Here is a 23,149-nt window from a genome sequence, read left to right as displayed (position 1 = left end):
GGCTCGGCGGTCACGGCCTTCTTCTTCCTGGCCGGCGCCGCCGCGCTGGGACGCGGCTGGCGCAGCGGCACCGTGCTGCGGCGCTACCTGGTGGTGCTGATGCTGGCGCTGAGCGCCGCCGTACTGGCGCGCGGCCTGCTGTCGCTGCCGGCCATGGCGGTCGAGGGTTTGAATCCGGTGGCGGTGCAGTCGGCCGGCATCGTCGCGCTGTATCTGATGATGCTGGGCAACGCCTTCGGCTATCTGCTGCTGGTGCGCGAGCACGAGCATGGCGAACTGGCGCGGCTGGAAGTGGTCGACGCGCTGACCGATGTGCCGAACCGGCGCGGCTTCTACACCGCGCTGACGCCGTGGATCGCGCTGGCGCGCCGTCCCGGCATGCCGACTTCACTGATTATCCTCAACCTGGACCAGTTCAAGCGCGTCAACGACAGCTATGGTCACTCGGCCGGCGACATGGTCTTAAAGGCGATGGTCGACGTCTGCAAGAAGCAGTTGCGCGATTCCGACCAGATGGGCCGCCTGGGCGGCGCCGAATTCGCCATCCTGCTGCCGCGCACCTCGGCGGAAGACGCCAGCATGGTGGCGGAGCGCATCCGCCTGGCCGTCGCCGCGCTGCCGGTCAAGGCGGAAAAGGCCATCATCAACATGACGGCCAGCCTGGGCGTGACCACCATCCGCGCCGAAGACAGCACCGTGAGCCTGTTCAAGCGCGCCGACGAGGCGCTGCAGGCAGCCAAACAGGCAGGCCGCAACCGCGTGGCCGAGGCGCCGACCGCGATTCTGTAACGCGGCGTCATCAAGGTGTCACAAAGTAGGCCTATCGTGCTTATAATGGTATAAATCGTTTATTTTGATTCCTATATATGTACGCTGCCGTAGACCTGGGTTCCAATAGTTTTCGCCTCCACATCGGCAAGCACGATGGGGAGGCCATCCGCGTACTGAAAAGCGTGCGTGAGCCGATCCGCCTGGCCGCAGGGCTGGACGACAAGGGCAACCTGACGCCCGCCGCCATGCAGGCGGCCCTCAACTGCCTGAAAAACTTCCGCACCGTGCTGGCGGCCTACAAGCTCGATGCGGTGCGGGTGGTGGCCACATCGGCGATGCGGGTGGCGCGCAACGCCGCCGCCTTCCTGCCGGAAGCCGAACTGGCGATCGGCTATCCGATCGAAATCATCTCCGGCGAGGAAGAGGGGCGCCTGATCTATATGGGCGTGGCGCACGCGGTGGCGCTGCCCGGCGAACGCCGGCTGGTGATCGACATCGGTGGCGGCTCCACCGAATTGATACTCGGCCGCGGGCCGGAAATCGAACGGGTCGAATCGTTCAGCGTCGGCACCGTCAAGCAAAGCCTGTCGTTCTTCATCGGCGGCCGCGTCGACGGACCGTCGTTTGAAGCGGCCATCCTGTCGGCGCGCAGCCATTTCGAGGACGCCGCGCCGCCGTACCACCCGCAATTCTGGAAGCAGTGTTACGGCTCATCCGGCACCGCGCGCACCATCGCCGACATCATCGTCAAGAACGGCCTGGGACGCGAAGTCAACGCCCAGTCGCTGGAGGCGCTGAAACAGCGCTTCATCGAATTCGGCCACGTCGGCAGGATCGACATGCCGGGCCTGAAGGCGGACCGCGCCTCCACCATCATCGGCGGGCTGGCGATCCTGATTGGCCTGGTGCGCGAACTGGATATCCCGGTGGTGGTGCCGATCGAGGCCGGCCTGCGCATGGGCGTGATGTGGGACCTGCACCTGCGTTCGACCAAGCGTGACCGCCGCGAGCAATCGGTGCAGGCCTGCGTCCAGCGCTTCCACGTCGACGAACGCCGCGCCAATCGGGTGGCGGTCGACTCGCTGGCGCTGTACGCGCAGACCAAGCCAGCCTCGGACCAATATAGCCGCCTGCTGTACTGGAGCGCGCTGCTGCACGAAATGGGCATGGTGGTGTCGCACACCGGCTACCACAAGCACGCCGCCTACATCGTCGAAAACGCCGACTTGCCCGGCTTTACCGCGCGCGAACAGCGCACCATGAGCTGTTTGATCGTGTCCCACAAGGGCAATCTGCGCAAGGTGGGCGAGGCGCTGACCGAGATCGACTTCGCCAAGGCCATCGTGGCGTTCCGGCTGGCGGTGCTGTTCATGCACTCGCGCATAGACCTCGACTTCACCCAGATCAAGCTGCGTTTTAAAAGCCGGATCGAGCTGGAAATCCAGCGCGAGTGGGTGGCCGAGCACCCCACGCTGTCCTATTGGCTGGAAAAGGAACAGGAGCAGTGGGATGAAGTGGGTGTAGACTTCCTGATCCGCACCACTGGCTAAAACGGAGGCCCCATGCACGACAGGATCTTACGGTATTGCGCTTGCATGCTGCTGGTCTTGTCGTCCCCGGCGACGGCCGGCGAAACCGTCACGCTCTGCTACGAGTCGCAGGACGTGCGGCCGTGGCGCACCGAAAAGGGCGACGGCCTCAATTTCGCGCTGCTGAAAATCGTCGGCCAGCGGCTCGACATCCAGTTCGACTTCCAGAGCATCCCGTGGAAACGCTGCCTGGCGCAGCTGAAAGCCAACACCGTCGATGGCGCGTTTGCCGTCAGCTACAAGCAGGACCGGCGCGAACTGGGTGAATACCCCGGCGGCGACCAGCCCGACGCCAGCAAGCGGATGCACACCGATACCTACGTGGTCCTGCGCCGCAAAGGCAGCAAGGTGGGCTGGGATGGCAAGCATTTCAGCAATCTGGATGGCGCCATCGGCTTCCAGCTGGGCTACTCGGTGGGCGAAGTGCTGCGCGCGCAGAACCTTGAGGTGGATGAGGGTAGCCAGCGCGCCGACGAACTGGCGCGCAAATTGATCGCCGGCCGGCTGGCGGCAGCGGCCATGGGCGGCAGCGACGCCGCCAACCTGATGCAAGGTCCGCTGGGCGTGCAGCTGGAGCAGCTGCCGATTCCCATCATCGAAAAACCCTACTTCCTGATTCTGTCGCACGCGCTGGTGGCGACCCGGCCGCAACTGGCGGCGCGCATCTGGAACGCGATCGAGGAAGCCCGCAACAGCGCCGCCTACAAAAAGCAGGCGGCGGCCGAAGGAGTGCATCATTAAACGCGCACTGGCCGACGGCGGCGGTCCGCTGACGCAGCTGCGGCTGGCATGGCGGCGCAATATCCTGCTGCGCCTCGGCTTCGGCATCTTCGTCGCGGTGGCGCTGTCCACCGCCATCTACACCACCTATGTGATGCAAGCCTTGCGCAGCGAGGCCGAACAAAACCTGCACGAACGCGCCGAACGGCTGGCGGCCGTGCTGTCGCAGGCGCTGGCGCGGCCGCTGTTCGACATCAACAGCGCTGCCGTCAACAGCGTGGTGGACGCCTCCGGCGCGACGCCGGAAGTGCTGGTGCTGCGCGTGCTGGCGCCGGGCGGCGCGGAACTGGCCAGCTATGTGTCGCCGCTGAAGGAGCCGGTGGCGTCGATCCGCGTACATCGCGACATCCAGTTCAGCGACCTGCGGCGCAGCTACCCGGTCGGCGCGATTGAACTGGTGTACTCGCGCCAGCAGATGGACAGCGATTTGCAGCGCCAGATGTTCAACACGGTGGCGGCCAACCTGCTGCTGGCGGTGGCGATCGTGCTGTCGATCTTCATCGTCGGCCGGCGCGCGGCGCGGCCGTTCGCCGACATCCGCACCGGCCTGGAAAAGCTGACGCGTGGCGAGACCGACATCAAACTGTCCGGCATCGGCCGCGAAGACCAGGTCGGGCGCCTGTCGGACGCCGTGCTGCGCTTCCGCGACACGCTGACGCGGCTGCGCGACGCCGAGCGCGAACTGCGCGACTTCAACGCCGAACTGGAACAGCGCATCGGCGCCCGCACGGCCGAACTGTCGCACAGCATGCAGCAGGCGCGCGACAGCCAGGCCAAGTTGCAGACCATCGTCGACACCGCGCTGGATGCGGTGGTGCGGATGGACCTGGAGGGCCGCATCGTCGGCTGGAACCGGCAGGCGGAGATCATCTTCGGCTGGTCGCGCGAGGAGGCGCTGGGCCTGGAGCTGGACAAGACCATCATGCCGCCGCGCTTCCGCTACGAGCACCGGCGCGGCATGCAGCGCTATATGAGCGGCACCAGCAGCGGCGTGATGAACACCCGCATCGAGGTGTACGCTTTGCGCCGTAGCGGCGAGGAATTCCCGATCGAGCTGGCGATCACGCAGGTCAAGACCGAGGAGCGCAACAGCTATGAATTCTGCGCCTTCATCCGCGACATCAGCGAACGGCGCGAGCGCGAACAAAAACTGGTGACGGCCAACGTGATGGCGGAAGCCGCCAACATCGCCAAGTCCGAATTCCTGGCCAATATGAGCCACGAGATCCGTACGCCGATGAGCTCCGTTATCGGCATGGCCTACCTGGCGCTGCGCACCGAACTGACGCCGCGCCAGCACGACTATGTCAGCAAGATTCACCGCGCCGCATTGACCCTGCTAGGCATCATCAACGACATCCTCGATTTCTCCAAGATCGAGGCCGGGCGGCTGGAAGTGGAGTCGATTCCGTTCGCGCTGGAAGAGGTGCTGGCGAATGTGCACAGCGTTACGGCGCAGCGCGCGGCCGACAAGCAGCTGTCCTATGTGACCGAGATGGCGCCGGGCGTGCCGCGCTATCTGGTGGGCGATCCCCTGCGCCTCGGGCAGGTGCTGATTAACCTGGTCAACAACGCCGCCAAGTTCACGCGGGAGGGCGGACTGGAACTGCGCTGCGAATTGCAGGGCGGAGAGGCCGACGGCAAGGTGGTGCTGCGCTTCACCGTGCGCGACACCGGCATCGGCATGACGCCACAGCAGAAATCGCGGCTGTTCCGCGCCTTCAGCCAGGCCAACGGCTCGACCACGCGGCAGTACGGCGGCACCGGGCTGGGACTGTCGATTTCGCAGCAGCTGGTGCGGCTGATGGGCGGGAATATCGACGTGCGCAGCGAGGTCGATCAGGGCTCGACCTTCCAGTTTGATTTGCCGTTTGCGCTGTCCGACGCGGCGGCGTTGTCGGTGCAGGCGGCGGTGCACCACGGCGTGAACGGGGACGTCACGCCGGGCACGCCGCCACAGCGCAAGGCGCGCGTGCTGCTGGCCGAGGATAGTCCGGACAACCAGGATGTCACGCGCGAGCTGCTGGAGCTGCAAGGGCTGTCAGTGGAGGTGGCGGCCAATGGCCGCGAGGCGGTCGACCGGCTGATGGCTGCCGATCCGCACAGCTTCGACCTGGTGCTGATGGACCTCGGCATGCCGCTGATGGACGGTCACGAAGCCACGCGTCTGCTGCGCGCCGATGCCCGCTTCAGCGAACTGCCGATCATCGCCGTGACCTCGCATGCGGTGGCCGGCGTGCAGGCGCGTTGCCTGGAAGAGGGCATGCAGGACTACATCAGCAAACCGATCGATCCGCAGCGTCTGTACCGCGTGTTATCACGCTGGCTGGGAATGCCGATGAAGGCGGTGCCGCCGCTGCCGCCATCGCCGCTGCCCGATGCAGCGGATGCTCCAGCGGCTGCACGCAAGGCGCTGGAGGAGCTTTCTGCGCTGGTGGCGGAGTTCAGCGGCGACAGTGCGGACTATTTTGCGCGCTGCCGTTCGATGCTGGCGACGGTGCTGTCGCCACAGTTGATGGTGCGGCTGGACCATCATATGGAGCAGTATGAGTTTGAGGCCGCTGGCAAGTTGCTAGTCGACGCCATCAACAATAGGGAGGCAACATGAATTCCATTCATCGTGCGACGGTGCTGATTGTGGACGACACGCCCGACAATCTCATGTTGCTGTCCAATCTGTTGAAGGACAAGTACGCCACCAAGGTCGCCACCAACGGCGCGACCGCCTTGCAGATTGTGGCGTCCTCCAAAGTAGACCTTATCCTGCTTGATATTATGATGCCGGAGATGGATGGCATTGAGACCTGCCGCCGCCTGAAAGCAGATCCGGCCGGTGCATTAATTCCAGTCTTGTTCCTGACCGCCAAGAGCTTGCAGGAAGACGAAGCGCTCGGCCGCAGCGTGGGTGCGGTAGACTTCCTGCGCAAGCCAGTGAATCCTGATTTGCTATTCGCGCGCGTGGCAGCGCATCTGAAATGATATATACTGTTTATATTGTTGAATAACCTGGAGTGAATATGGCGACCAAACCAGCCACCAAAACCACCGTAACCAAACCTGTAGCAGTGAAGCCAGTCGCGCCGAAAGCCGCCGTCAAGCCTGTAGCCAAAGCTGCAGTTAAACCAGCCGCCAAGCCGGCGGCCAAACCAGCAGCCCCGAAAGCCGCTGTGAAGCCAGCGCCGAAAGCCGCCGCCAAACCGGCGCCGAAAGCAGCTGCACCAAAGGCCGCCGCGCCGAAAGCTGCTGCGCCGAAAGCCGCACCAAAAGCCGCAGCGCCGAAAGCCGCCGCCAAGCCAGCTGCCCCGAAAGCTGCTGCTCCTAAAGCTGCCCCGAAGGCCGCCGCCAAGCCAGCCGCCGCGCCGGAAGCCAAAGTCAAAGCCAGCAAGGAAAAGCTGGTACGTGACAGCTTCACCATGCCGGAAGCCGAATACGCAGTGCTGGGCCAAGTGAAAAAAGCCGCCCTGAAAGCCGGTTTCGAAGTCAAGAAGAGCGAACTGTTGCGCATCGGCGTGGCGCTGATCTCGCAGATCGACCTGGCGACGCTGAAAAACGTACTGGGTGGCCTGCCGCAGCTGAAAACCGGCCGTCCAAAGAAAGCCTGATTAAAAAACAACAGGTCACGAAAATGACATTTTCTTGTCATTTTCCTGAAGTATTCGCTGGTTACGCTTGCTTCGTCTTCTACACAAAAGGGATGAAGCATGCAAACCTCGATCATACAAGCGGACGTTCGAGCATCGTCCGGTAAACTGCTACTCAGTATGGCAAGCACGCCGGAAGAACTGCGTGAAGTCCAGCGCCTGCGCTACAAAGTGTTCATCGAAACGATGGGCCTGACCGCCTTGGTGCGTGCCGACGGCCTGGATAGCGACGAATTCGACGAACACTGCGACCACCTGATCGTGCGCGACGCCGACAGCCTGATGGTAGTCGGCACCTACCGCCTGCTGAGCGCCAACCGCGCCCGTAAACTGGGCCGCCTGTACTCCGAGGGCGAGTTTGACCTGGGCCGCCTGAACAACATCCGCGGCCGCATCGTGGAAGCGGGCCGCGCCTGCATCCATCCGGATTACCGTGGCGGCAGCGTGATCATGCTGCTGTGGTCCGGGCTGGCCGAGTACATGCGCCGTGAAAATGCCGAATTCCTGGTTGGCTGCGCCAGCATCTCACTGGCCGATGGCGGCCACAATGCGGTCGCCGTGTACCAGCAACTGACGGCCAAGAGCCTGGCGCCGATCGAATACCGCGTCACGCCGCACCTGCCATTCCCGTTCTCCAAGCTGGAAGCCTCGCAAAAGCCGCAAGTGCCGCCGCTGTTGAAAGGCTATATGCGCTCGGGCGCGTGGATTTGCGGCGAACCGGCCTGGGATCCTGATTTCGAAAGCGCCGACCTGTTCCTGCTGATGCCTCTGGCGAACCTGGATTCGCGCTACGCCCGCCATTATGGCGTGGCCGACGCCCAACCTTTGGCAGCCTGACGCGCTTTTTCGGCCCCGTGTAAAATAAGCCGTTGTGCTTATTTTTGCGGGGCAGTCATGAAGTTGGATCTGGAGTCGAACAAAACGGGTTTTCAGGAGCGCCAGGTGCTGCGGCATCGCGGCAGCGACGCCACCCGCACGACCGACAGCGTCATCGAGGAAGTCCCGGTGGCGCTGGTCTTCAATGGCATCTCGCATGCCGTCATGATGGTCACCCCGCGTGACCTCCAGCCGTTCGCCATGGGTTTCGCCCTGACCGAAGGACTGGTCGCCAAAGCCGCCGACATTTTTGACATCGAAGTGCACGAGCATGCGCGCAGCTTCGAGATCGACATCACCATCGCCAGCCAGGAATTCGTCCAGCTCAAGCAGCAGCGCCGCTCGATGGCGGGCCGCAGCGGCTGCGGCGTGTGCGGCATCGAGAGTCTGGAGCTGCTGGACCTGCAACCTGAACGCATCGACGCCGCGCCGCTGCATGCGGATGGCGCGCTGCAACCGGCGATTGCTACCGCCGCCTCGCAACTGGGCCAGTATCAGGAACTGATGCGCGCCACCGGCGGCGTGCATGCAGCGGCGTGGTGCGACGCGCAGGGCAATGTGCTGCGCGTCTGCGAAGACGTCGGCCGCCACAACGCGCTGGATAAGCTGATCGGCCATCTGGCGCTGGATGGCGTGGATATGCGGCGCGGCTTCGTGTTCATGTCCAGCCGCGCCAGTTATGAACTGGTGCGCAAGGCGGCGCGCATGAATATCCCGATGCTGGCCACCATCTCCGCACCGAGCACGCTGGCGATCGACATCGCCTCCGAAGCGGGCATCAAGCTGGTGAGCTTCTGCCGCCAGGACAACTGCGTCGGATACACCTAGTATTTTTTGACGAATCCCACATAGATGCGCCGCGCAACGAAGTGATCGAAGCCGCGCTGGCGGAAGGTGCTGGCGTCGGTGCTGTAAGTGCGCTTGCTGCCGTCGAAGATATCGTTGGCGTTGACGGTCAGGCTGAGCGTCTTGTCGATCGCATGCTTCCATACCAGATTGACGCTGCTGGTCGCGCCGTAGCGGCCCAGCGGCGTGACGCCGGCCGACTGCATGTGCGCATCAAGCGACAGGTCGGCGTAGGCCGCCCGCAGGTTCACATAGGCCGAGACGCCGTTCTGGCGCACCATGGCGGCGAGATCCGGCGTATCCAGCGTCACGTAGTACACGCCGCCGTCGGCCCCCAGCTTCAGTTGCCCATCCGGCTTCCAGTCGAGCGATCCGGTGATGCCGGTGGATTGCGCGCGGCCGCCGTTCTGGCGGGACGTGATCAGGACATTGTCGACAAAGCTGCGGGCATCGATCACCGTGTCCCGGCTGCTGCGGTAGAAGCCACTCAGGCTGCTGCTTAGCTGCGACGCTTCCGCATTGACGCCGATCTCCCATGACGTCAGGCGCTGCGGCTGGAGGTGCGGGTTGCCACGACTGAGATTCTGCGCATCGATGTAGGTGGTGTAGGGATTCAGATCGAGCGCGCTGGGTACTTGCAGGGTGCGGCGATAGCTGAAGGTCAGATCGGTCTTGTCGGTGTAGGCGTAGCGCAGGTGCAGGCTGGGATTGACGGCGCGCCAGCGCTCCGTTTGCGCGGCCGGGCCGACGCGCAGCGCCATGCTTTCGGCGCGGGCGCCCAGCAGCGCTTCCCATTTTTCGTGCCGGATCAGGTCCGTCAGATAGGCGGCGGTCAGCGTGGTTTTCACCTTGTAGGCGTTGGTGGTATTCAGGTCAGGCGTTTCCGCGCCGGTGGCAGGATCGATGGCGGCCTGGTAGTTGGACAGGTCGTCCACCTTGTCTTGCAGGTCTACGCCAGCGCCCCATTGGCCGCGTTCCGATGGGCGGCTCCAGTCCAGCGTGGCCTGCGTGAGACGTCGCGCCGAGCGGGTGGTGGCGCGGCTGTAGTCGGTCGCCAGTGCTGGTGCGATAAAGACGTCGCGATACGATTTGTCGATCAGGGCCACAGTGTCGCTGTGCTGGAGCATGGCTTTCAACGCCGTGCCGCTGTCCTGACGGCTGTAACTGAGGCTGGCGTTGTTGTCGGACTGCTGGTTGGGGCCATTGGAGATGCGGTGATAGGTGGCGTCGCCCTCGTTGAGCACATCGAACAGTGGCCGCGAACGGCGCGTGTTGCGTTGTGCCGACAGACTTAGACTATCCGTGTCGCTCAACGCATAATCGGCGCCCAGCGCGGCGCTTTCCACGACGCGGTGGACGAACACCTCTGATGTTTGCCGCGTTTGTCCGCTTGCGCCGCTGAGCGGGTTATTCCACTCCACGGCGGAGTCGCGGATTTTCTGCGTCCCGTCACGGCGCAGTGCCATGCTGCCATGCACGCTCAAGGCGTCGCGGTTGATGTCGCCATCCACGCCGGCATTCCACAAGCCCTGGTTGCTGGCGCTGCCGCGCAGCTGCGCGTGGGCGCCGGGCTTGCGGTTGCGCTTCAAGATAATGTTGACGATAGCGCCGCCGTTGGCGTTGTAGGCGGCGGATGGATTGGTGATCACTTCCACGCTGGCGATGTCCGCGCCGCTCATGGTCTGTAGCGCCAACGCCGTTTCCTCGCCGGCGCCAGACGTCATGGCGGTCGGTTTGCCGTTGACCAGCACCGTCACTTGCGAATTGCCCTTGACGGAAATCTTGCCGTCAGCGGAGACCGAGAGTTCCGGCGTGGCCTGCAACACGTCCTGCACGCTGCCGTTGGCGGCCTTCGGTTGGTTGGCTACATCGTAGACCGTCTTGTCGATCTTTTTGATGACCGCTTCTTTTTGCGCGGTCACCGTCACGGTTGGCGGCGCGGGATCGTCCTGCTGCGCGTGCGCCAGTAGGGGTAGCGCAGCGATGACGAGTAGGAGGCGAGAAGAGTGCATGCCAGGGAGTATAGAAGCGCGCGGCCGGCGCCGACAGCGCGGCCATCCCAGACATCCGGGGTTTCGTCACATCGTCAGCGGCAGCCGCACTTCGGCGACGAAGCGGTCGCCTTGCAAGCCGGCTTGCAGTGAGGCCGCAGGATGCATCAAACGCAGCCGGTCGCGCGTATTGGCCAGCCCCAGTCCTGTGCCGGGATTGGGCGTGGCGCCGGCGCCGGCCGGATTGGTGACGCGGATCGACAGCGTCTCGCCATCTTGCGTGAAGCTCAGCGTAATATCGCTTGGCCCCTCGCGGCAATCGAGGTCATGGCGCAAGGCGTTTTCCACCAGCGGTTGCAAGAGCAGCGGCGGGCACTCGACATCGTGCAGCAGATTGCTTTCGCCCTCAATGTGCACGCGCAGACGGTCGCCGTAGCGCAGCCGTTGCAGGTCGAGGTAATCGCGCACGAATTGAAGTTCGGCGGCGACGGTGGTGGCCGTGTTGCTGGCGCTGGCCGTCAGCGCATAGCGCAGCAGATCGCTTAAGCCGCTGATGCCGCCCAGGGCCAGCTTCTTGTCGCCATCGCGCACCAGTGCTGCGATGGCGTTCAGCGCGTTGAACAGGAAATGCGGTTCCAGCTGCGCGCGCAAGGCCAGCATGCGCTGCTCCTGCAAAGCCAGTTCACGTTCGCGCGCGTGGCGCCAGTAATGAATGGCCAGGATGGCGGCGAAGGTGGCGCTGGTCGAGAACCAGCCGACCAGCAGCATCTTCATCATCAGTCGCCACAGGTCGTCCAGGCTGTCGATTTGCAGATAGCCACGCAGCCACGCCATGTATAGCCACTGCGCCGGCTGGAACACCAGCACCAGGCCCGCCAGCAGCGCCACCACTTTGCGCGGCCGTCCGATCAGCGTCGGCCAGCGCGTCAGCGTCAGGCTTAGTCCCGTGCTCAAGACGATCAGCGGTAGCGCGTACTCAATGAACCAGGTGACGAACAGCGTCGGGTAATGGCTGCCGACGCCGCCGCGCAAATTGTCGCTATAAGTTTGCAGCGCGCCCAGCGCGCTGATCGCGGTCCACAGCAGAACGGTGGAGGCGAGGGTTTTGGCGAAGCGCCATCTAGCCCTCATGCGCCGAACGTTCCAGCAGCACCGGGATCGATTTGGAGGTCGGCGTGCCGGCGCCGTCGGCGGTGCTGTGCAGTGGCACCAGGCCATTGGTTTCGGGGAAGTAGGCGCCCAGGCAGCCGCGCGGAATGTCGTATTCCACCAGCAGGAAACGCTCGGCGCGGCGCGTGACGTTGTCGTCCCACACGCTGACCATGTCGACGTATTCGCCGTTCTTTAGATCCAGCATTGCCAGGTCGTCCTTGTTGATGAACACCACGCGGCGCAGGCCGTAGACGCCGCGATAGCGGTCGTCCATGCCGTAGATGGTGGTGTTGTACTGATCGTGCGAGCGGGCTGTCATCAGCACCATCAGGCGTTCGCCGTGCAGCGCGCGGGCGCGGTGGATCGGCGTATCGGTATCCACCGCATGCGGCACGAACTGCGCGCGGCCGCTGGCGGTGCGCCATTCGCGTTCGCGCGAGGCCACCCGCAGATGGAAGCCGCCCTGGTGCGCCACGCGCGCGTTGAAGTCGTGGAAGTCGTCGAACACCTGTTCGATCAACTCGCGGATGCGGGCGTAGTCGGCGCCGAGGCCTAGCCAGTCGACTTTGTCGCTGCCCAGCGTGGCGTGCGCCAGGCGGGCGACGATGGCGGTTTCCGACAGCAGGTTGGCCGATGCCGGCTTGTTGATGCCATACGAAATGTGCACCATGCTCATTGAGTCTTCCACCGTCACGCCTTGCGCCACGCCGTTTTGCAGATCGACTTCGGTGCGGCCCAGCGTCGGCAGGATCAGCGCTTCCTTGCCCATCACCAGATGGCTGCGATTCAGCTTGGTGGCCACATGCACCGTCAACTCGCACTTGCGCAACGCCTCGAAAGTAAGGGGCGTGTCCGGCGTGGCCATGGCAAAATTACCTCCCATGGCAATGAACACTTTGACGTCGCCATCCAGCATGGCCTGGATGCTGTCGACGGTATCGAGACCGTGCTCGCGCGGCGGTTCGAAGTTGAAGACTTTTTGCAGGCGGTCGAGGAAAGCCTTGGTCGGCTTTTCCTCGATGCCCATGGTGCGGTCGCCCTGCACGTTGGAGTGGCCGCGCACCGGGCACAGGCCGGCGCCGAGGCGGCCGATCTGGCCGCGCATCATCATCAGGTTGGACAGCATCTGGATCGCCTTCAGCGCGTTCTTGTGCTGGGTCAGGCCCATGCCCCAGGTGCTGATGACGTTCTTGCCCTTGATGTAGATGTCGGTCAGCTGTTCGATCTGCGCGCGCGGCACGCCGGATTCGGCCAGCAGTAGGTCCCAGCTTTCGGCCCGCAAGTCCTGCTCGAAGGCCGCGTAGCCGCTGGTGTGGCGGGCGATGAATTCGCGGTCCAGCAAACTGGCTGCGCCGGCTGCCAGCGCCTCGTCGTCACGTTCCACCAGGCGCTTGGCGATGGCCTTGATCAGCGCGAAGTCGCCGGCCAGCTTGGGCTGGATGAAGGTGGTGCTGATGGTGGTGCTGGAGCCGGTCAGCATTTCCAGCGCGTGCGCCGGGCTGGTGAAGCGCTCCAGGCCGCGTTCGCGCAGCGGGTTGATCGAGACGATGGTGGCGCCGCGCCGCGCGCAATCGCGCAGTTCGCCCATCATGCGCGGGTGGTTGGTGGCCGGATTCTGGCCGAAGATCAGCAGCGTGTCGGCATGCTCGAAGTCTTCCAGCGTGACCGTGCCCTTGCCGATGCCGACCGTGCCCGGCAAACCGCGACTGGTCGGCTCGTGGCACATATTCGAGCAGTCCGGGAAGTTGTTGGTGCCGTACATCCGCACCATCAACTGGAACAAAAAGGCGGCCTCGTTGCCGGTGCGGCCGGAAGTGTAGAAGGTGGCCTGGTTGGGATCGGGCAGGGCGTTCAGGTGGCGCGCCATCAAGGCGAAGGCGTCGACCCAGCCGATGATCTTGTATTTGTCGCTGATAGCGTCGTAGACCATGGGATCGGTCAGGCGGCCGTGCTGTTCCAGTTCATAATCGGACTGTTGCAGCAGTTCGGTCACCGTGTGACGCGCGAAGAACTCCGGGTAGACGCGCTTGCTGGTGGCTTCCGCCGCCACCGCCTTGACGCCGTTCTCGCAGAATTCAAAGGTGGACGCGTGTTCGCGGTCCGGCCAGGCGCAGCCGGGGCAGTCGAAACCGTCCGGCTGGTTTTGCTTGAGCAGGGTCTTGTAATTGCCGCCGGCGACGCGTTCGCGCACCAGATTGATCGCCACCTGTTTCAGCGCGCCCCAGCCGGCCGCCGGGTGCGTGTAAGGTGTGATGTGGCCTTCGGGCTTTTTGTTCATGTTGCAGTCCGGTAATATTTGATACGAGTATATTGTATTTTAGCCAAAGAGCGTAACACGATGGATGACGAAGTGATGACTGTGCTGGCCGGCGTGCTGGAGGCGCTGTGGCGCATCGAGACCGAATGGCCAAACAAACCCTGTTCGCTGGCCAAGCTGAGTAAACAGGTGCAGCGGCCGATGAGCGTGCTGCGCCGCCAGTTGACCATGCTGGAGGAGGCGGGATTGATCAACATGGCGCTGGACGATGGCGGCATCACCGGCACCGTGGCGCTCAGCGCAGCCGGACGCCAACTGGCGGCCGATATCTTCCGTTAAAAAATCTGCTTGCATCTTGCCGGGGCGAGGTATAAGTGATTGTACCGTTCGGTACAACTTAACTTTATTCAGAAGGTGCTCACCATGACTCGTCCGCCACTGCCACCGTTCACGCTGGAAACCGCCGCCCAGAAAGTCCGCGCCGCCGAAGACGGCTGGAATACCCGCAATCCGGAAAAGGTCTCGCTGGCCTACACCGAAGACTGCTTCTGGCGCAACCGCGGCGAATTCGTCACTGGCCGCGCCGCCATCGTCGGCCTGCTGCAGCGCAAATGGACGCGCGAACTGGAATACCGCCTGATCAAGGAATTGTGGGCGCATGACGGCAACCGTATTGCGGTTCGCTTCGCCTACGAATACCATGACGATTCGGGTCAGTGGTATCGCGCCTATGGCAACGAGAACTGGGAATTTGCTGCAGACGGCTTGATGCAGCGCCGCCTGGCCAGCATCAACGAGCATCCGATTGCCGCTGCCGACCGCAAATTCCACTGGGATATCAACGGCCCGCGTCCGGCGGACCACCCAGGCCTGAGTGATTTTGGATTTTAAACATGCCAAGAGTGATGGGAGAGCGGGGCGATGTCGTGCCGCTGCTGGCCGAGGTGTTCCGCACCTACGGTTTCGAAGGCGCCAGCCTGGCGCGGATTACCGAGGGCACCCGGCTGGGCAAGGGCAGCATCTATAACTTCTTCCCCGGCGGCAAAGAGGAAATGGCCGAGGCGGTGCTGAGCGAAATCGACACCTGGTTCCGCGACCAGGTGTTCCAGCCGTTGCGCCACGCCGCCGACGCCCAGCAGGGCGTGGCCGATATGTTCACGGCGGTCGGCCGCTATTTCCTGTCCGGCCGTAAGGTGTGCCTGGTCGGCGTGTTCGCGCTGGGCCATGAGCGCGACCGTTATGCGGTCAAGGTGCAGGCCTATTTTGCCGAATGGGTGCAGGCGCTGGCGGCGGCCTTGCAGCGCGGCGGCCATGCTGCCGACAGCGCGCTGGCGCTGGCCGAGGACGTGGTGGGCGGCATCCAGGGCGCGCTGGTGCTGGCGCGCGCGGCCGATGAGCCGGCGTTGTTCATGCGGGCGCTGGCGCGCATGCAGCAGCGCCTGGTTCCACCCGGAACCAGTTAAAACGCCGCCAGTCTAATGGGTTTTAACCCACCGGGCTGCCACCACCATGACCCCTCCGTTGACGCATGTGATTGCCCCCGGCCTGGCGCCGGACTTGCTGCTGCGGCAGATCTACCTGAATGTCCGCGATTTCGCCATCTTCACCATCGATGCCCGTAGTGAAGTCACCAGCTGGAACCTCGGCGCCGAACTGGTGTTTGGCTACACGCCTGCCGAGATCATCGGCCGGAGCAGCGCGCTGTTGTACACCGCCGGCGACCAGGCGGACGGCGAGCCGTTGCAGGAAATGACGCTGGCGGCGCGCGGCGAGCGGGCGGCCGACAACCGCTGGCACTTGCGCAAGGACCAGTCGGTGTTCTGGGCGGATGGCGTGCTGACGGCGATCCGCGACGACCAGGGGCAGCTGATCGGCTACCTGAAGATCCTGCGCGACATCACCGAGCGCAAGCTGGCGCAAGATGAAATCCGCCGCCTGGCCACCATCGACGGCCTGACCGGCCTGGCCAACCGCGCCGCCTTCGATACGCGGCGTTCGGAGATGGTATCGCAGGCAGAGCGCAATGGCCAGCTGCTGCTGTTGCTGATGATCGACCTCGACGAGTTCAAGGAAGTCAACGATGGGCTGGGCCACCAGGCCGGCGACCAGCTGTTGCGGCAGGCCGCGCAACGCATCCGCAGCGCCAGCCGCGAGAGCGACTACATCGCCCGCCTGGGCGGTGACGAGTTCGGCCTGCTGCACCTGCATCCGCCATCGCCGGCCAGCGGTGGCGTGCTGGCCGAGAAGCTGCTGCAGCATCTGGCGCGGCCGTTCCAGATCGGCGAATGCGAAGTCAGGATCAGCGCCAGCATCGGCATCGCCGTCTGCCCGAGCGATGCCGACACGCCCGACACGCTGCTGAAAAAAGCCGACCTGGCGCTGTACCACGCCAAGAACGCGGGCCGCAACCGCTACCACTACTACACCGAGGAGCTGGACGAGCTGGCGCACCGCAAGAATACCGACCACAATGAGTTGCGGCGGGTGCTGCGCACCGGCGATTACTGGCTGGAGTACCAGCCCATTCTTGCCGTCGATGGCCAAACCATCGCCATGGAAGCGCTGCTGCGGTTGCCGGATTTTTTCGGCCAGCAGCCGGTCGACTATGTGATCGGCCTGGCCGGTGAACTGGGTCTGCTGCCGGAACTGGGCAAGGGCGTGATGCGGGTCGCCTGCGCCCAGCTGCGCAGCTGGTACGACGCCGGCGTGACCGGCCTGCGCATCTGCATCAACACCTGCGCCAAGGAACTGCTGGACGACAGTTACCTGGCGCAGCTGGACGCGGTCCTGATTGAGTTCGGGCTGGCGGCCGGTGATGTGGAGCTGGAGCTGACCGAACGCGACGCCATCAAGCTGGAGCGCAGCGGCAGCCGCGTCATCGAGCAGCTGCGCGAACGCGGCTTCATGCTGTCGCTGGACGACTTCGGCACCGGCTATTCCTCGCTCAGCTATCTGCGCGCGCTGCCGGTCAATACCATCAAGCTGGACAAGAGTTTTCTGCACGACGTGCCGGCCAACCCCGACGGCAACGCAGTGGTGTGCACGGTGATCCAGCTGGCGCAGAACCTGCGCCTGAACGTGATCGCCGAGGGCGTGGAAAATATCGACCAGTCGGCCTTCCTGGCCGGCGCCGGCTGCACCGCGTTCCAGGGCTTTCTGTACTCGCCGTCGCTGGACGCGGACGCCGCCACGCGCTGGCTGCGGCAGGACGCGACGCCGTAGTTACACCAGGCCGAGGTCGCGGCCCTTGGTGCCGAAGATGGTGGCCACCTGGCCGGCGTTCAGACCGTACATGCGCGACAGCAGGCCGCCGAACATGGCGCGGTATTCGTTCAGCACCGGATAGTCGCGGTTCTGGAACAGCGTCGGCTGTTCCAGCCGCACCTGTTCGCCATGCACCTTGCCGCCGTTGACGCTGCCGCCCATCACCCAGTAGACGGTGCCGTGGCCATGGTCGGTGCCACGGTTGCCGTTCTCGCGGAAGGTGCGGCCGAATTCGCTGACCACCACCACCACCGTGTCTTTCCAGTCCGGCCCCATCTCCTGCGCGAAGCCGGCCAGGCCGCGTCCCAGTTCGTCGAGCCGGCTGGCCAGGTAGCCGGTGGCGTTGCCCTGGCCGACGTGGGTGTCCCAGCCGCCGACGTCGACAAAGCCGATGTTGTACTTGTCCTTCATCAGCTTGGCGATGCGGCGCGCTTCCAGTTCAAAGCCCTTGGTGCTGACGGCGTTGCGGTTGGCGGCCTGCATTTCGCCGCTCATTTGCTTCATCACGTCGTCGCGCACCTCGAAGCCCTCCTGTACCTGCTGTGACAGTGCGGTGTGTTCATACATGGCGGCGATCATCTTGGCCTGGCGCGCATCAACCGCCGGCTTGCCGACGCTGCGCAGCGCGGTGTTGGGCACCTGCAGGCCGCCCTGCATGATTAGCGGCAGCTGGTCGGTAAAGGAGATGGCGCTGGCGCGGTCGGCGTTCAGGGTGGACGCCAGCCGGTTGAGGAAGCCGGAGCGGTAGTCGCGGGTGCGGTCCAGCGCCTGGCCCAGTTCTATGCTGTCCTGCGTTTCGAAGTGGCTGCGCGACAGGTCCTCGGTGCCGGCGAACGGCACAAAGGCCACCTGGCCGGCGTTGAACAGCGGGTGGATGCTATCGGCCAGCACCGGGTGCAAGCCCCAGTCGGTGTCGATCGGCAGCGCGGCGGTTTTCGGAATCGCGATATTGGGGCGCACCTGGTAGTAGTACTGGCTGGAGACCGGCACCAGCAAGCTGGTGGCGTCATAGCCGCCGCGCATGAAGACGAACAGCAGACGGGTCTTGCTGGCCGGTGCGGCCCACAGCTGGCCGGCCATCGACGAGGCGGATAAGGTGGCCGAAGCGGCGGCCAAACTTTTGAGCAGGGTACGGCGTTTCATCGGGCTTCTCCTAGCGATGCATCAGTTCCGGCGATGACAGCAGCAGCGTGTTCCACTCCTGCGGCGAGGCGGCTTGCTCCAGCGCCTGGCGGGTAGCCGGCGCCAGCGATGTTTGCAGCGACTGGTAATACAGGGCGTTGGCCAACTGCGGGAAGGCGACCTTCTCCAGCGGCTGCGTGCCTTCGGTCTTGAACAGGCCCGCGTTGCCGCCGCCGATGGCCTTGGCGATTTCGAAGCGGGTGATCATCTGGCCCGGGCTGTCCCAGCCGGATGCCGTCAGCGGATAGCCATCCGGCGTCTGGCGGCCGTACAGCGGTTCGGCCATGCGATTGAGCCAGCCCAGCATCGGCCCGGCGTTGAGGATGATCTTGTCGTCATAGGTCAGGCGCACGGCCGATACCACGTAGTGCACCGGGTCCTTGAACTTCTTGCCCAGCGATTGCGTGAATTCCGGTGCGTCGAACATGGTGCGCAGCACGGCGGCGATATCGCCGTCGCTGGACTGGAAGCGCGCCGCCATGCGCTCGACCAGCTGCGGCGGCGGTTCGTCGGCGACGAAGTAAATCGCCAGCTTGCGGCTGACGTAGCGCGCGGTGGCCGGGCTGCGGCTCAGGCGATCGAGCGCCTCGTCCACTTCGGCCAGGCCACGGCCCTTCACTGTCTGGCCGAGGAACACCTTGTCACCATAGTCGTGGCGATTCGGATTGAACTCGAACAGGCCTTTGCGCACGTACTGGCTTTGCTTGTCTCGACGCACATCGGGCGTCTTGTCGCCCAGGTTGACGCCGACGCCGGTGAGGATGCGCGCCAGCTGCTGCACGTCGTTCTGGGTGTAGCCGCCGTCCACGCCCAGCGTGTGCAGCTCCATGATTTCGCGCGCGTAGTTTTCGTTGATGCGGTTGGCGGCGTTTTGTTCGTTATCCAGGTAGCGGATCATGGCCGGGTGGTGCAGCGTGGCGGCCAACAGATCGCGGAACTTGCCCAGCGCGTGCGGGCGGATCGCCTGTTCTTCGTAGTCGCTGACCAGCACCCGCAGATTGCTCTTGCCCTGATGGACGTTGAAGTGGTTCATCCAGAACCATGTCATCTGCTCCTGTAACTGGTTGGGCGAGTACAGGTCGCGCAGCAGCGAACGGGTGGCGGCTTCCTTGGCCAGGCGGCTCATCTCCTGCTGGTAGGCGCGCTGCGCGGCCTTCTTGGCGTCGTCGTCGACCATGGCCTTGTCGTAATCGCGGCGCTGCTGCTCCAGCTCCTGCACCAGTTGCGGCAGCGGCTTTTGCGAAATCGTCATGGCGTCAATCTGCGCCTGCGCGGCGGCCGGCAGCACGGCGGCGCCGGGATGCAGTTGCCGTTCCAGCCAGGCGCTGTAGCCAATTTTCTCGACCTGCTGGTAGGTGCTGGTGTTGACGCCCCAGCTGATGCGATTGAGCGCGGCGCTGAGCGCTACCGGATCGGCGGGCGCCTGGCGGGCCGGCGGCGTTGTGCTGGTGGTCGCGCAGCCTGCCAGCAGCAGGAGCAGCGGCGGCAGAAACGCGAGCGGACGGGTGAAGGTCGGAATAGGCATAGTCTCTAGAATATGCCATTTTTTGGGGAGTTCCACATGACGTATGTGTAAGCTGCAACGAAATGTTACAAGCCGGGGGGCTTGTCTGATTTATCATGGTCGCTCCATTTTTTAAGGAAGCAGGCTTTATGCGTCTTATTTTCTCCGCGTTGATGGCGTTGGCCATGGCGCCGCAGGTGCAGGCGGCTGTCACGTTGCATGTCAGCTCCACCCAGCAGGAACGCACTTCGCAAATGGACGTCACGCTGGCGGACAGCTATCTGTCGGTGGATACCGCCAAGGGCCGGCTGGTGTACGATTTTGCCGCGCGCCGCCGCTACGCCATCAACACGGCGGCCAAGGAGTACGCGGAGTATTCGCTATTCGACACGGTTGGCTTCCGCGTGGTGGAGATGCATAACCGCGACGTCTTGCGCGGCGCGGTGGCCGCCATCAAGGTCGATACGGTGCTGACCAACAAACAGGTGCAGGAGAACGAGCTGGCGGTGCTCAGCGCCGGGCCGGGCGTGGCCGAGGAAAAGACCGAGGGCGAGCAACGCGTGTTCTATGTGGACGGCGTCAAGCTGGCCGCATGGAGCGCCGCCGGCACCAAGGTATCGGCCACGGACACTGCGCAGTTCACGCGCTTCATGCGCTATGTGCCGGGCGGCCATCCGCAACTGCTGGAGCGCTTGGCCAAGGGCGGCGTGATTCCGGAAAACCTGACCTTGTTCCTCAATGAAGGCCGCGATATCAAGCTGGTATTCACGCAGGTACAAAACGCCAAGCCGCCGGCTTACGATCTCAAATCCTACCAGCGGGAGATCAGCAAGGACGGTGTGGATGCGCTGTTCGATCGCATCGCTGCCGCCACGCCGCAGCAACTGGACGCGCTGCGCGCCGAACATCCATGCGACGCCAGCGAGGACTTCAGCGACGCCCAGATCCTCGATACCATGCTGGGCAAGATGGAATGCATGCTGTCCACCGGCAGGCAGGTAACGCTGACGACGGAGCAGAAGCAGGCGGCGGCGACGTCGTCCTCGCTGTCGCTGCTGTTTGCCGCCATCAATCCCGGCAAGGATGGGCAAATGGCGGATGGCGTGAAGACCCTGGTGGCCTTGCGCCAGCAGGCGCCGCGCAAGGCCTATGTACTGAAGGTGTTTGAAGCGAATAACCGCTTGCGCCTGAAGCAGGCCAAGGAGGCTAAAGAGCTGTTCGTCGAGGCGCTGCAAGCCAATCCGATGTTGGGCGGAGCCTACAAGGATCTGGGCGATCTGCTGCTGATGCAGTACGATAGTGCGCGTGCCTGGCGCAGTTGGGATGCCGGCCGCCGCGTGTCGCCAGCCTTGCCCAACTTTGAAGCGGTCAATAAATTCGAGGCGGATCTGCTGGCGAAGAATCCACAATTCTTCTAACGAGACCATCATGCCCGCCACCGATCCGCGCGTAGACGCTTACATCGCCAAATCCGCCGACTTCGCGCAGCCGATCCTGGCGCATCTGCGTGCGGTGGTGCATGCCGCTTGTCCCGAAGTGGAAGAGACGATCAAGTGGAGCTTCCCGCACTTTATGTACAAGGGCATGATGTGCAGTATGGCCTCGTTCAAGGCGCATTGCGCGCTGAACTTCTGGAAGGCCGAGCTGCTGATGGCCGCTGATGAAGTCAATCGCGAAGCCATGGGCCACTTCGGCCGCATCACATCGCTCAAGGATCTGCCGCCCAAAAAAGTGCTGGCGTCCTACATCAAGCACGCCATGCAGCTGAACGACGATGGCGTGTCTGCGCCTGCCCGTGCCAAGCCGGCGGCGCCACGTTCGCTGGAGATACCGGATGACTTGCACGCCGCACTGGATGCGGTGCCGGTGGCGCGCGCGCACTTCGACAGCTTCAGCCCCAGCAAGCAGCGCGACTACGCCGACTGGCTGACCGAAGCGAAAACCGAAGCGACGCGGACGCGCAGGCGCGAACAGGCCATTGAATGGATCACAGAAGGTAAGGCGAGAAATTGGAAATACGAGAAATGCTAACTGGTACTAACTAGCTACTCGGTAAAGCTGCGTTCAGCGGGGTTTGGGCTGATCGCTACAGCGCTTGGGGCGCCGGATACCGCATGCCGACGCCAGGCAGGGCAGAACAGTGTTTTTGTTCAATGCATAGACGCGGTCGACAGATCTTTCAGCTCGCGAATGCTGATATCTGATTTTTCATGCATACGCAGCAGGATCGTGGCACCAACTGCTAACTTCCGGTGACGGATCTTGCTGATGATCGGCGGCTGAACTTCCAGCACCCGACACAACTCCGCATCGTTCTTCAAGTTCATCTTTTCAATCAGCGTATCAAGAAGCTTGTTCGGGACAAAACTGGATGGTTCCAGTGCCCGAGCGCGATTCATTGCTTCAATCAACTCCAACTTCTTTTGACGTACGTTCATGGCTTGCTCCTCCTTTGCTCAAAACGTTAAAAAAAGTACGTTCCCGGCAAGGCTAGCGTCCACACTCGTTACGGTCTGAATGTGGTACGCGACTCAACATTCTTGATAACCATGCAAGTTATTTTCAATAATACTACGGATAAAAAAAAAGTGCAGGCTTTAACAATTAAATTATGTTGGTTATTGCTCAAACGGGTTGACGTTTGTTGTATCTTTTAGTCCATTTCTGGATAAAAGTAGGATTTTGTCTGTCTTTTTAGCAGCAAGTTGCGAATGTGTAACCATGATGGCGCAAGCGCCGGTGGCTTTAATTTCGCGCTGCAACAGTGTGAGGATGGCGTCGGCGGTTTCCGGATCGAGATTGCCGGTTGGTTCGTCGGCCAGCACCAGGGCCGGGCGGTGCACCAGCGCGCGGGCGATCGCCACGCGCTGCATTTGGCCGCCGGAGATTTGATGGGGGAAGTCGTGTTCGCGGCCACCCAGGCCGACCGCTTCCAGCATCTCGGCTGCGCGTTCGGTCGGCATGCCATTCAGCAGCAGCGGCAAGGCGACGTTCTGCAACAAGGTCAGATGCGGCAGCACGTGGAAGGCTTGAAAGATGAAACCCATGCGTGCGCGCCGCAGCTTCGTCGCCGCGTCGTCATCGAGGCCGGACATTGGTATGCCGTCGACGATGATGGGCGAGGCGGCCGATGGATCGGGCGTATCGAGGCCGGCGATGAGATTCAGCAGCGTCGATTTGCCGACGCCGGAATCGCCCATGATGGAGACGAATTCGCCGGCCTTGAAAGTCCAGGACAATTGGTCCAGCACCGGACGGCCGTTGTAGGATTTGGAGAGCTGGCGAAGTTCGAGCAT

General features: G+C 63.4%; 21 protein-coding genes. 14 read left to right on the top strand and 7 right to left on the bottom strand.

Going from position 1 to position 23,149, the window contains the following annotated elements; all coding sequences use genetic code 11:
* From GTP69_RS25695 to fdhD, 8 genes are all read left to right on the top strand, one after another.
* Nucleotides 1-789: GGDEF domain-containing protein (locus tag GTP69_RS25695; RefSeq protein WP_161057545.1), on the top strand; the 789-nt coding region annotated here is incomplete at its 5' end.
* 77 nt (nt 790-866) lie between these two features.
* Nucleotides 867-2,321, top strand: a complete 1,455-nt coding sequence (locus GTP69_RS25690) for a Ppx/GppA phosphatase family protein (protein WP_161057544.1) — start codon at nt 867-869, stop codon at nt 2,319-2,321.
* A gap of 12 nt (nt 2,322-2,333) precedes the next feature.
* Entirely contained in the window at nt 2,334-3,101 is a 768-nt protein-coding gene (locus GTP69_RS25685) for a substrate-binding periplasmic protein (protein ID WP_161057543.1), read from the top strand.
* A 97-nt stretch (nt 3,102-3,198) separates the two neighbouring features.
* A complete protein-coding gene (locus GTP69_RS25680) occupies nt 3,199-5,748 on the top strand; it encodes an ATP-binding protein (protein WP_161057542.1) in 2,550 nt (849 codons plus the stop codon).
* Nucleotides 5,745-6,119, top strand: coding sequence for a response regulator (locus GTP69_RS25675; protein ID WP_161057541.1), 375 nt, complete (start codon nt 5,745-5,747; stop codon nt 6,117-6,119). Before GTP69_RS25680 ends, GTP69_RS25675 begins: the two co-directional genes overlap by 4 nt.
* Nucleotides 6,120-6,157: 38 nt before the next feature.
* Nucleotides 6,158-6,742 (top strand): hypothetical protein, encoded by a 585-nt coding sequence (locus GTP69_RS25670; protein ID WP_161057540.1) that lies wholly within the window; start codon nt 6,158-6,160, stop codon nt 6,740-6,742.
* A gap of 99 nt (nt 6,743-6,841) precedes the next feature.
* Nucleotides 6,842-7,618, top strand: a complete 777-nt coding sequence (locus GTP69_RS25665; RefSeq protein WP_110848505.1) for a GNAT family N-acetyltransferase — start codon at nt 6,842-6,844, stop codon at nt 7,616-7,618.
* A 57-nt stretch (nt 7,619-7,675) separates the two neighbouring features.
* Nucleotides 7,676-8,485 (top strand): formate dehydrogenase accessory sulfurtransferase FdhD, encoded by an 810-nt coding sequence (fdhD, locus tag GTP69_RS25660; protein WP_161057539.1) that lies wholly within the window; start codon nt 7,676-7,678, stop codon nt 8,483-8,485.
* Here the strand turns inward: fdhD and GTP69_RS25655 are convergent.
* The 3 genes from GTP69_RS25655 to GTP69_RS25645 form a co-directional block, all read right to left on the bottom strand.
* On the bottom strand, nt 8,482-10,515 hold the full coding sequence (locus tag GTP69_RS25655) for a TonB-dependent receptor (RefSeq protein WP_161057538.1): 2,034 nt from the start codon (nt 10,513-10,515) through the stop codon (nt 8,482-8,484). The genes fdhD and GTP69_RS25655 overlap by 4 nt on opposite strands.
* A 66-nt stretch (nt 10,516-10,581) precedes the next feature.
* The gene (locus GTP69_RS25650; RefSeq protein ID WP_161057537.1) at nt 10,582-11,625 is read right to left on the bottom strand and encodes a sensor histidine kinase; all 1,044 of its coding nucleotides are present in this window, start codon (nt 11,623-11,625) and stop codon (nt 10,582-10,584) included.
* On the bottom strand, nt 11,615-13,924 hold the full coding sequence (locus GTP69_RS25645) for an FdhF/YdeP family oxidoreductase (protein ID WP_161057536.1): 2,310 nt from the start codon (nt 13,922-13,924) through the stop codon (nt 11,615-11,617). Before GTP69_RS25645 ends, GTP69_RS25650 begins: the two co-directional genes overlap by 11 nt.
* A gap of 60 nt (nt 13,925-13,984) precedes the next feature.
* On the opposite strand from GTP69_RS25645, the gene GTP69_RS25640 reads away from it, so the two are divergent.
* From GTP69_RS25640 to GTP69_RS25625, 4 genes are all read left to right on the top strand, one after another.
* The gene (locus GTP69_RS25640) at nt 13,985-14,242 is read left to right on the top strand and encodes a helix-turn-helix domain-containing protein (RefSeq protein ID WP_161057535.1); all 258 of its coding nucleotides are present in this window, start codon (nt 13,985-13,987) and stop codon (nt 14,240-14,242) included.
* An 84-nt stretch (nt 14,243-14,326) separates the two neighbouring features.
* The gene (locus tag GTP69_RS25635; protein ID WP_110848499.1) at nt 14,327-14,794 is read left to right on the top strand and encodes a nuclear transport factor 2 family protein; all 468 of its coding nucleotides are present in this window, start codon (nt 14,327-14,329) and stop codon (nt 14,792-14,794) included.
* A gap of 2 nt (nt 14,795-14,796) precedes the next feature.
* Nucleotides 14,797-15,366 carry a TetR/AcrR family transcriptional regulator gene (locus tag GTP69_RS25630; RefSeq protein ID WP_161057534.1) on the top strand — a complete coding sequence of 190 codons (570 nt, stop codon included), beginning with the start codon at nt 14,797-14,799 and terminating at the stop codon, nt 15,364-15,366.
* 46 nt (nt 15,367-15,412) lie between these two features.
* On the top strand, nt 15,413-17,125 hold the full coding sequence (locus tag GTP69_RS25625) for a putative bifunctional diguanylate cyclase/phosphodiesterase (protein WP_161057533.1): 1,713 nt from the start codon (nt 15,413-15,415) through the stop codon (nt 17,123-17,125).
* Here GTP69_RS25625 and GTP69_RS25620 read toward each other — a convergent pair whose 3' ends face one another.
* Both GTP69_RS25620 and GTP69_RS25615 read right to left on the bottom strand, forming a co-directional pair.
* Entirely contained in the window at nt 17,126-18,310 is a 1,185-nt protein-coding gene (locus GTP69_RS25620; RefSeq protein WP_161057532.1) for a DUF1501 domain-containing protein, read from the bottom strand.
* A gap of 10 nt (nt 18,311-18,320) precedes the next feature.
* Nucleotides 18,321-19,874: a DUF1800 domain-containing protein gene (locus GTP69_RS25615; protein ID WP_161057531.1), complete on the bottom strand. Its 1,554-nt coding sequence runs from the start codon at nt 19,872-19,874 to the stop codon at nt 18,321-18,323.
* Nucleotides 19,875-20,002: 128 nt separating this feature from the next.
* Here GTP69_RS25615 and GTP69_RS25610 point away from each other — a divergent pair, with 128 nt between their 5' ends.
* Nucleotides 20,003-21,271, top strand: coding sequence for a hypothetical protein (locus tag GTP69_RS25610; protein WP_161057530.1), 1,269 nt, complete (start codon nt 20,003-20,005; stop codon nt 21,269-21,271).
* 10 nt (nt 21,272-21,281) lie between these two features.
* Nucleotides 21,282-21,884, top strand: coding sequence for a YdeI/OmpD-associated family protein (locus tag GTP69_RS25605; RefSeq protein ID WP_161057529.1), 603 nt, complete (start codon nt 21,282-21,284; stop codon nt 21,882-21,884).
* A 119-nt stretch (nt 21,885-22,003) separates the two neighbouring features.
* On the opposite strand, the gene GTP69_RS25600 is transcribed toward GTP69_RS25605, so the two are convergent.
* Together GTP69_RS25600 and GTP69_RS25595 are read right to left on the bottom strand one after the other, a co-directional pair.
* On the bottom strand, nt 22,004-22,291 hold the full coding sequence (locus GTP69_RS25600) for a hypothetical protein (protein WP_008447145.1): 288 nt from the start codon (nt 22,289-22,291) through the stop codon (nt 22,004-22,006).
* Between the two features lie 180 nt (nt 22,292-22,471).
* Nucleotides 22,472-23,149: an ABC transporter ATP-binding protein gene (locus tag GTP69_RS25595; RefSeq protein ID WP_161057528.1), complete on the bottom strand. Its 678-nt coding sequence runs from the start codon at nt 23,147-23,149 to the stop codon at nt 22,472-22,474.

This window comes from Duganella levis (assembly GCF_009857605.1).
Classification (GTDB): domain Bacteria; phylum Pseudomonadota; class Gammaproteobacteria; order Burkholderiales; family Burkholderiaceae_D; genus Rugamonas; species Rugamonas levis.
This window is presented reverse-complemented; position numbering and strand designations above follow the sequence as displayed.

Coding starts and splice junctions, on each gene's coding strand:
- GTP69_RS25665 (WP_110848505.1), top strand. CDS start 6,842: ATGCAAACCTCGATCATACAAGCGGACGTTCGAGCATCGTCCGGTAAA.
- GTP69_RS25615 (WP_161057531.1), bottom strand. CDS start 19,874: ATGCCTATTCCGACCTTCACCCGTCCGCTCGCGTTTCTGCCGCCGCTG.
- GTP69_RS25650 (WP_161057537.1), bottom strand. CDS start 11,625: ATGAGGGCTAGATGGCGCTTCGCCAAAACCCTCGCCTCCACCGTTCTG.
- GTP69_RS25605 (WP_161057529.1), top strand. CDS start 21,282: ATGCCCGCCACCGATCCGCGCGTAGACGCTTACATCGCCAAATCCGCC.
- GTP69_RS25670 (WP_161057540.1), top strand. CDS start 6,158: ATGGCGACCAAACCAGCCACCAAAACCACCGTAACCAAACCTGTAGCA.
- GTP69_RS25645 (WP_161057536.1), bottom strand. CDS start 13,924: ATGAACAAAAAGCCCGAAGGCCACATCACACCTTACACGCACCCGGCG.
- GTP69_RS25675 (WP_161057541.1), top strand. CDS start 5,745: ATGAATTCCATTCATCGTGCGACGGTGCTGATTGTGGACGACACGCCC.
- fdhD (WP_161057539.1), top strand. CDS start 7,676: ATGAAGTTGGATCTGGAGTCGAACAAAACGGGTTTTCAGGAGCGCCAG.
- GTP69_RS25610 (WP_161057530.1), top strand. CDS start 20,003: ATGCGTCTTATTTTCTCCGCGTTGATGGCGTTGGCCATGGCGCCGCAG.
- GTP69_RS25630 (WP_161057534.1), top strand. CDS start 14,797: ATGCCAAGAGTGATGGGAGAGCGGGGCGATGTCGTGCCGCTGCTGGCC.
- GTP69_RS25620 (WP_161057532.1), bottom strand. CDS start 18,310: ATGAAACGCCGTACCCTGCTCAAAAGTTTGGCCGCCGCTTCGGCCACC.
- GTP69_RS25640 (WP_161057535.1), top strand. CDS start 13,985: ATGGATGACGAAGTGATGACTGTGCTGGCCGGCGTGCTGGAGGCGCTG.
- GTP69_RS25685 (WP_161057543.1), top strand. CDS start 2,334: ATGCACGACAGGATCTTACGGTATTGCGCTTGCATGCTGCTGGTCTTG.
- GTP69_RS25635 (WP_110848499.1), top strand. CDS start 14,327: ATGACTCGTCCGCCACTGCCACCGTTCACGCTGGAAACCGCCGCCCAG.
- GTP69_RS25655 (WP_161057538.1), bottom strand. CDS start 10,515: ATGCACTCTTCTCGCCTCCTACTCGTCATCGCTGCGCTACCCCTACTG.
- GTP69_RS25690 (WP_161057544.1), top strand. CDS start 867: ATGTACGCTGCCGTAGACCTGGGTTCCAATAGTTTTCGCCTCCACATC.
- GTP69_RS25600 (WP_008447145.1), bottom strand. CDS start 22,291: ATGAACGTACGTCAAAAGAAGTTGGAGTTGATTGAAGCAATGAATCGC.
- GTP69_RS25595 (WP_161057528.1), bottom strand. CDS start 23,149: ATGCTCGAACTTCGCCAGCTCTCCAAATCCTACAACGGCCGTCCGGTG.
- GTP69_RS25625 (WP_161057533.1), top strand. CDS start 15,413: ATGACCCCTCCGTTGACGCATGTGATTGCCCCCGGCCTGGCGCCGGAC.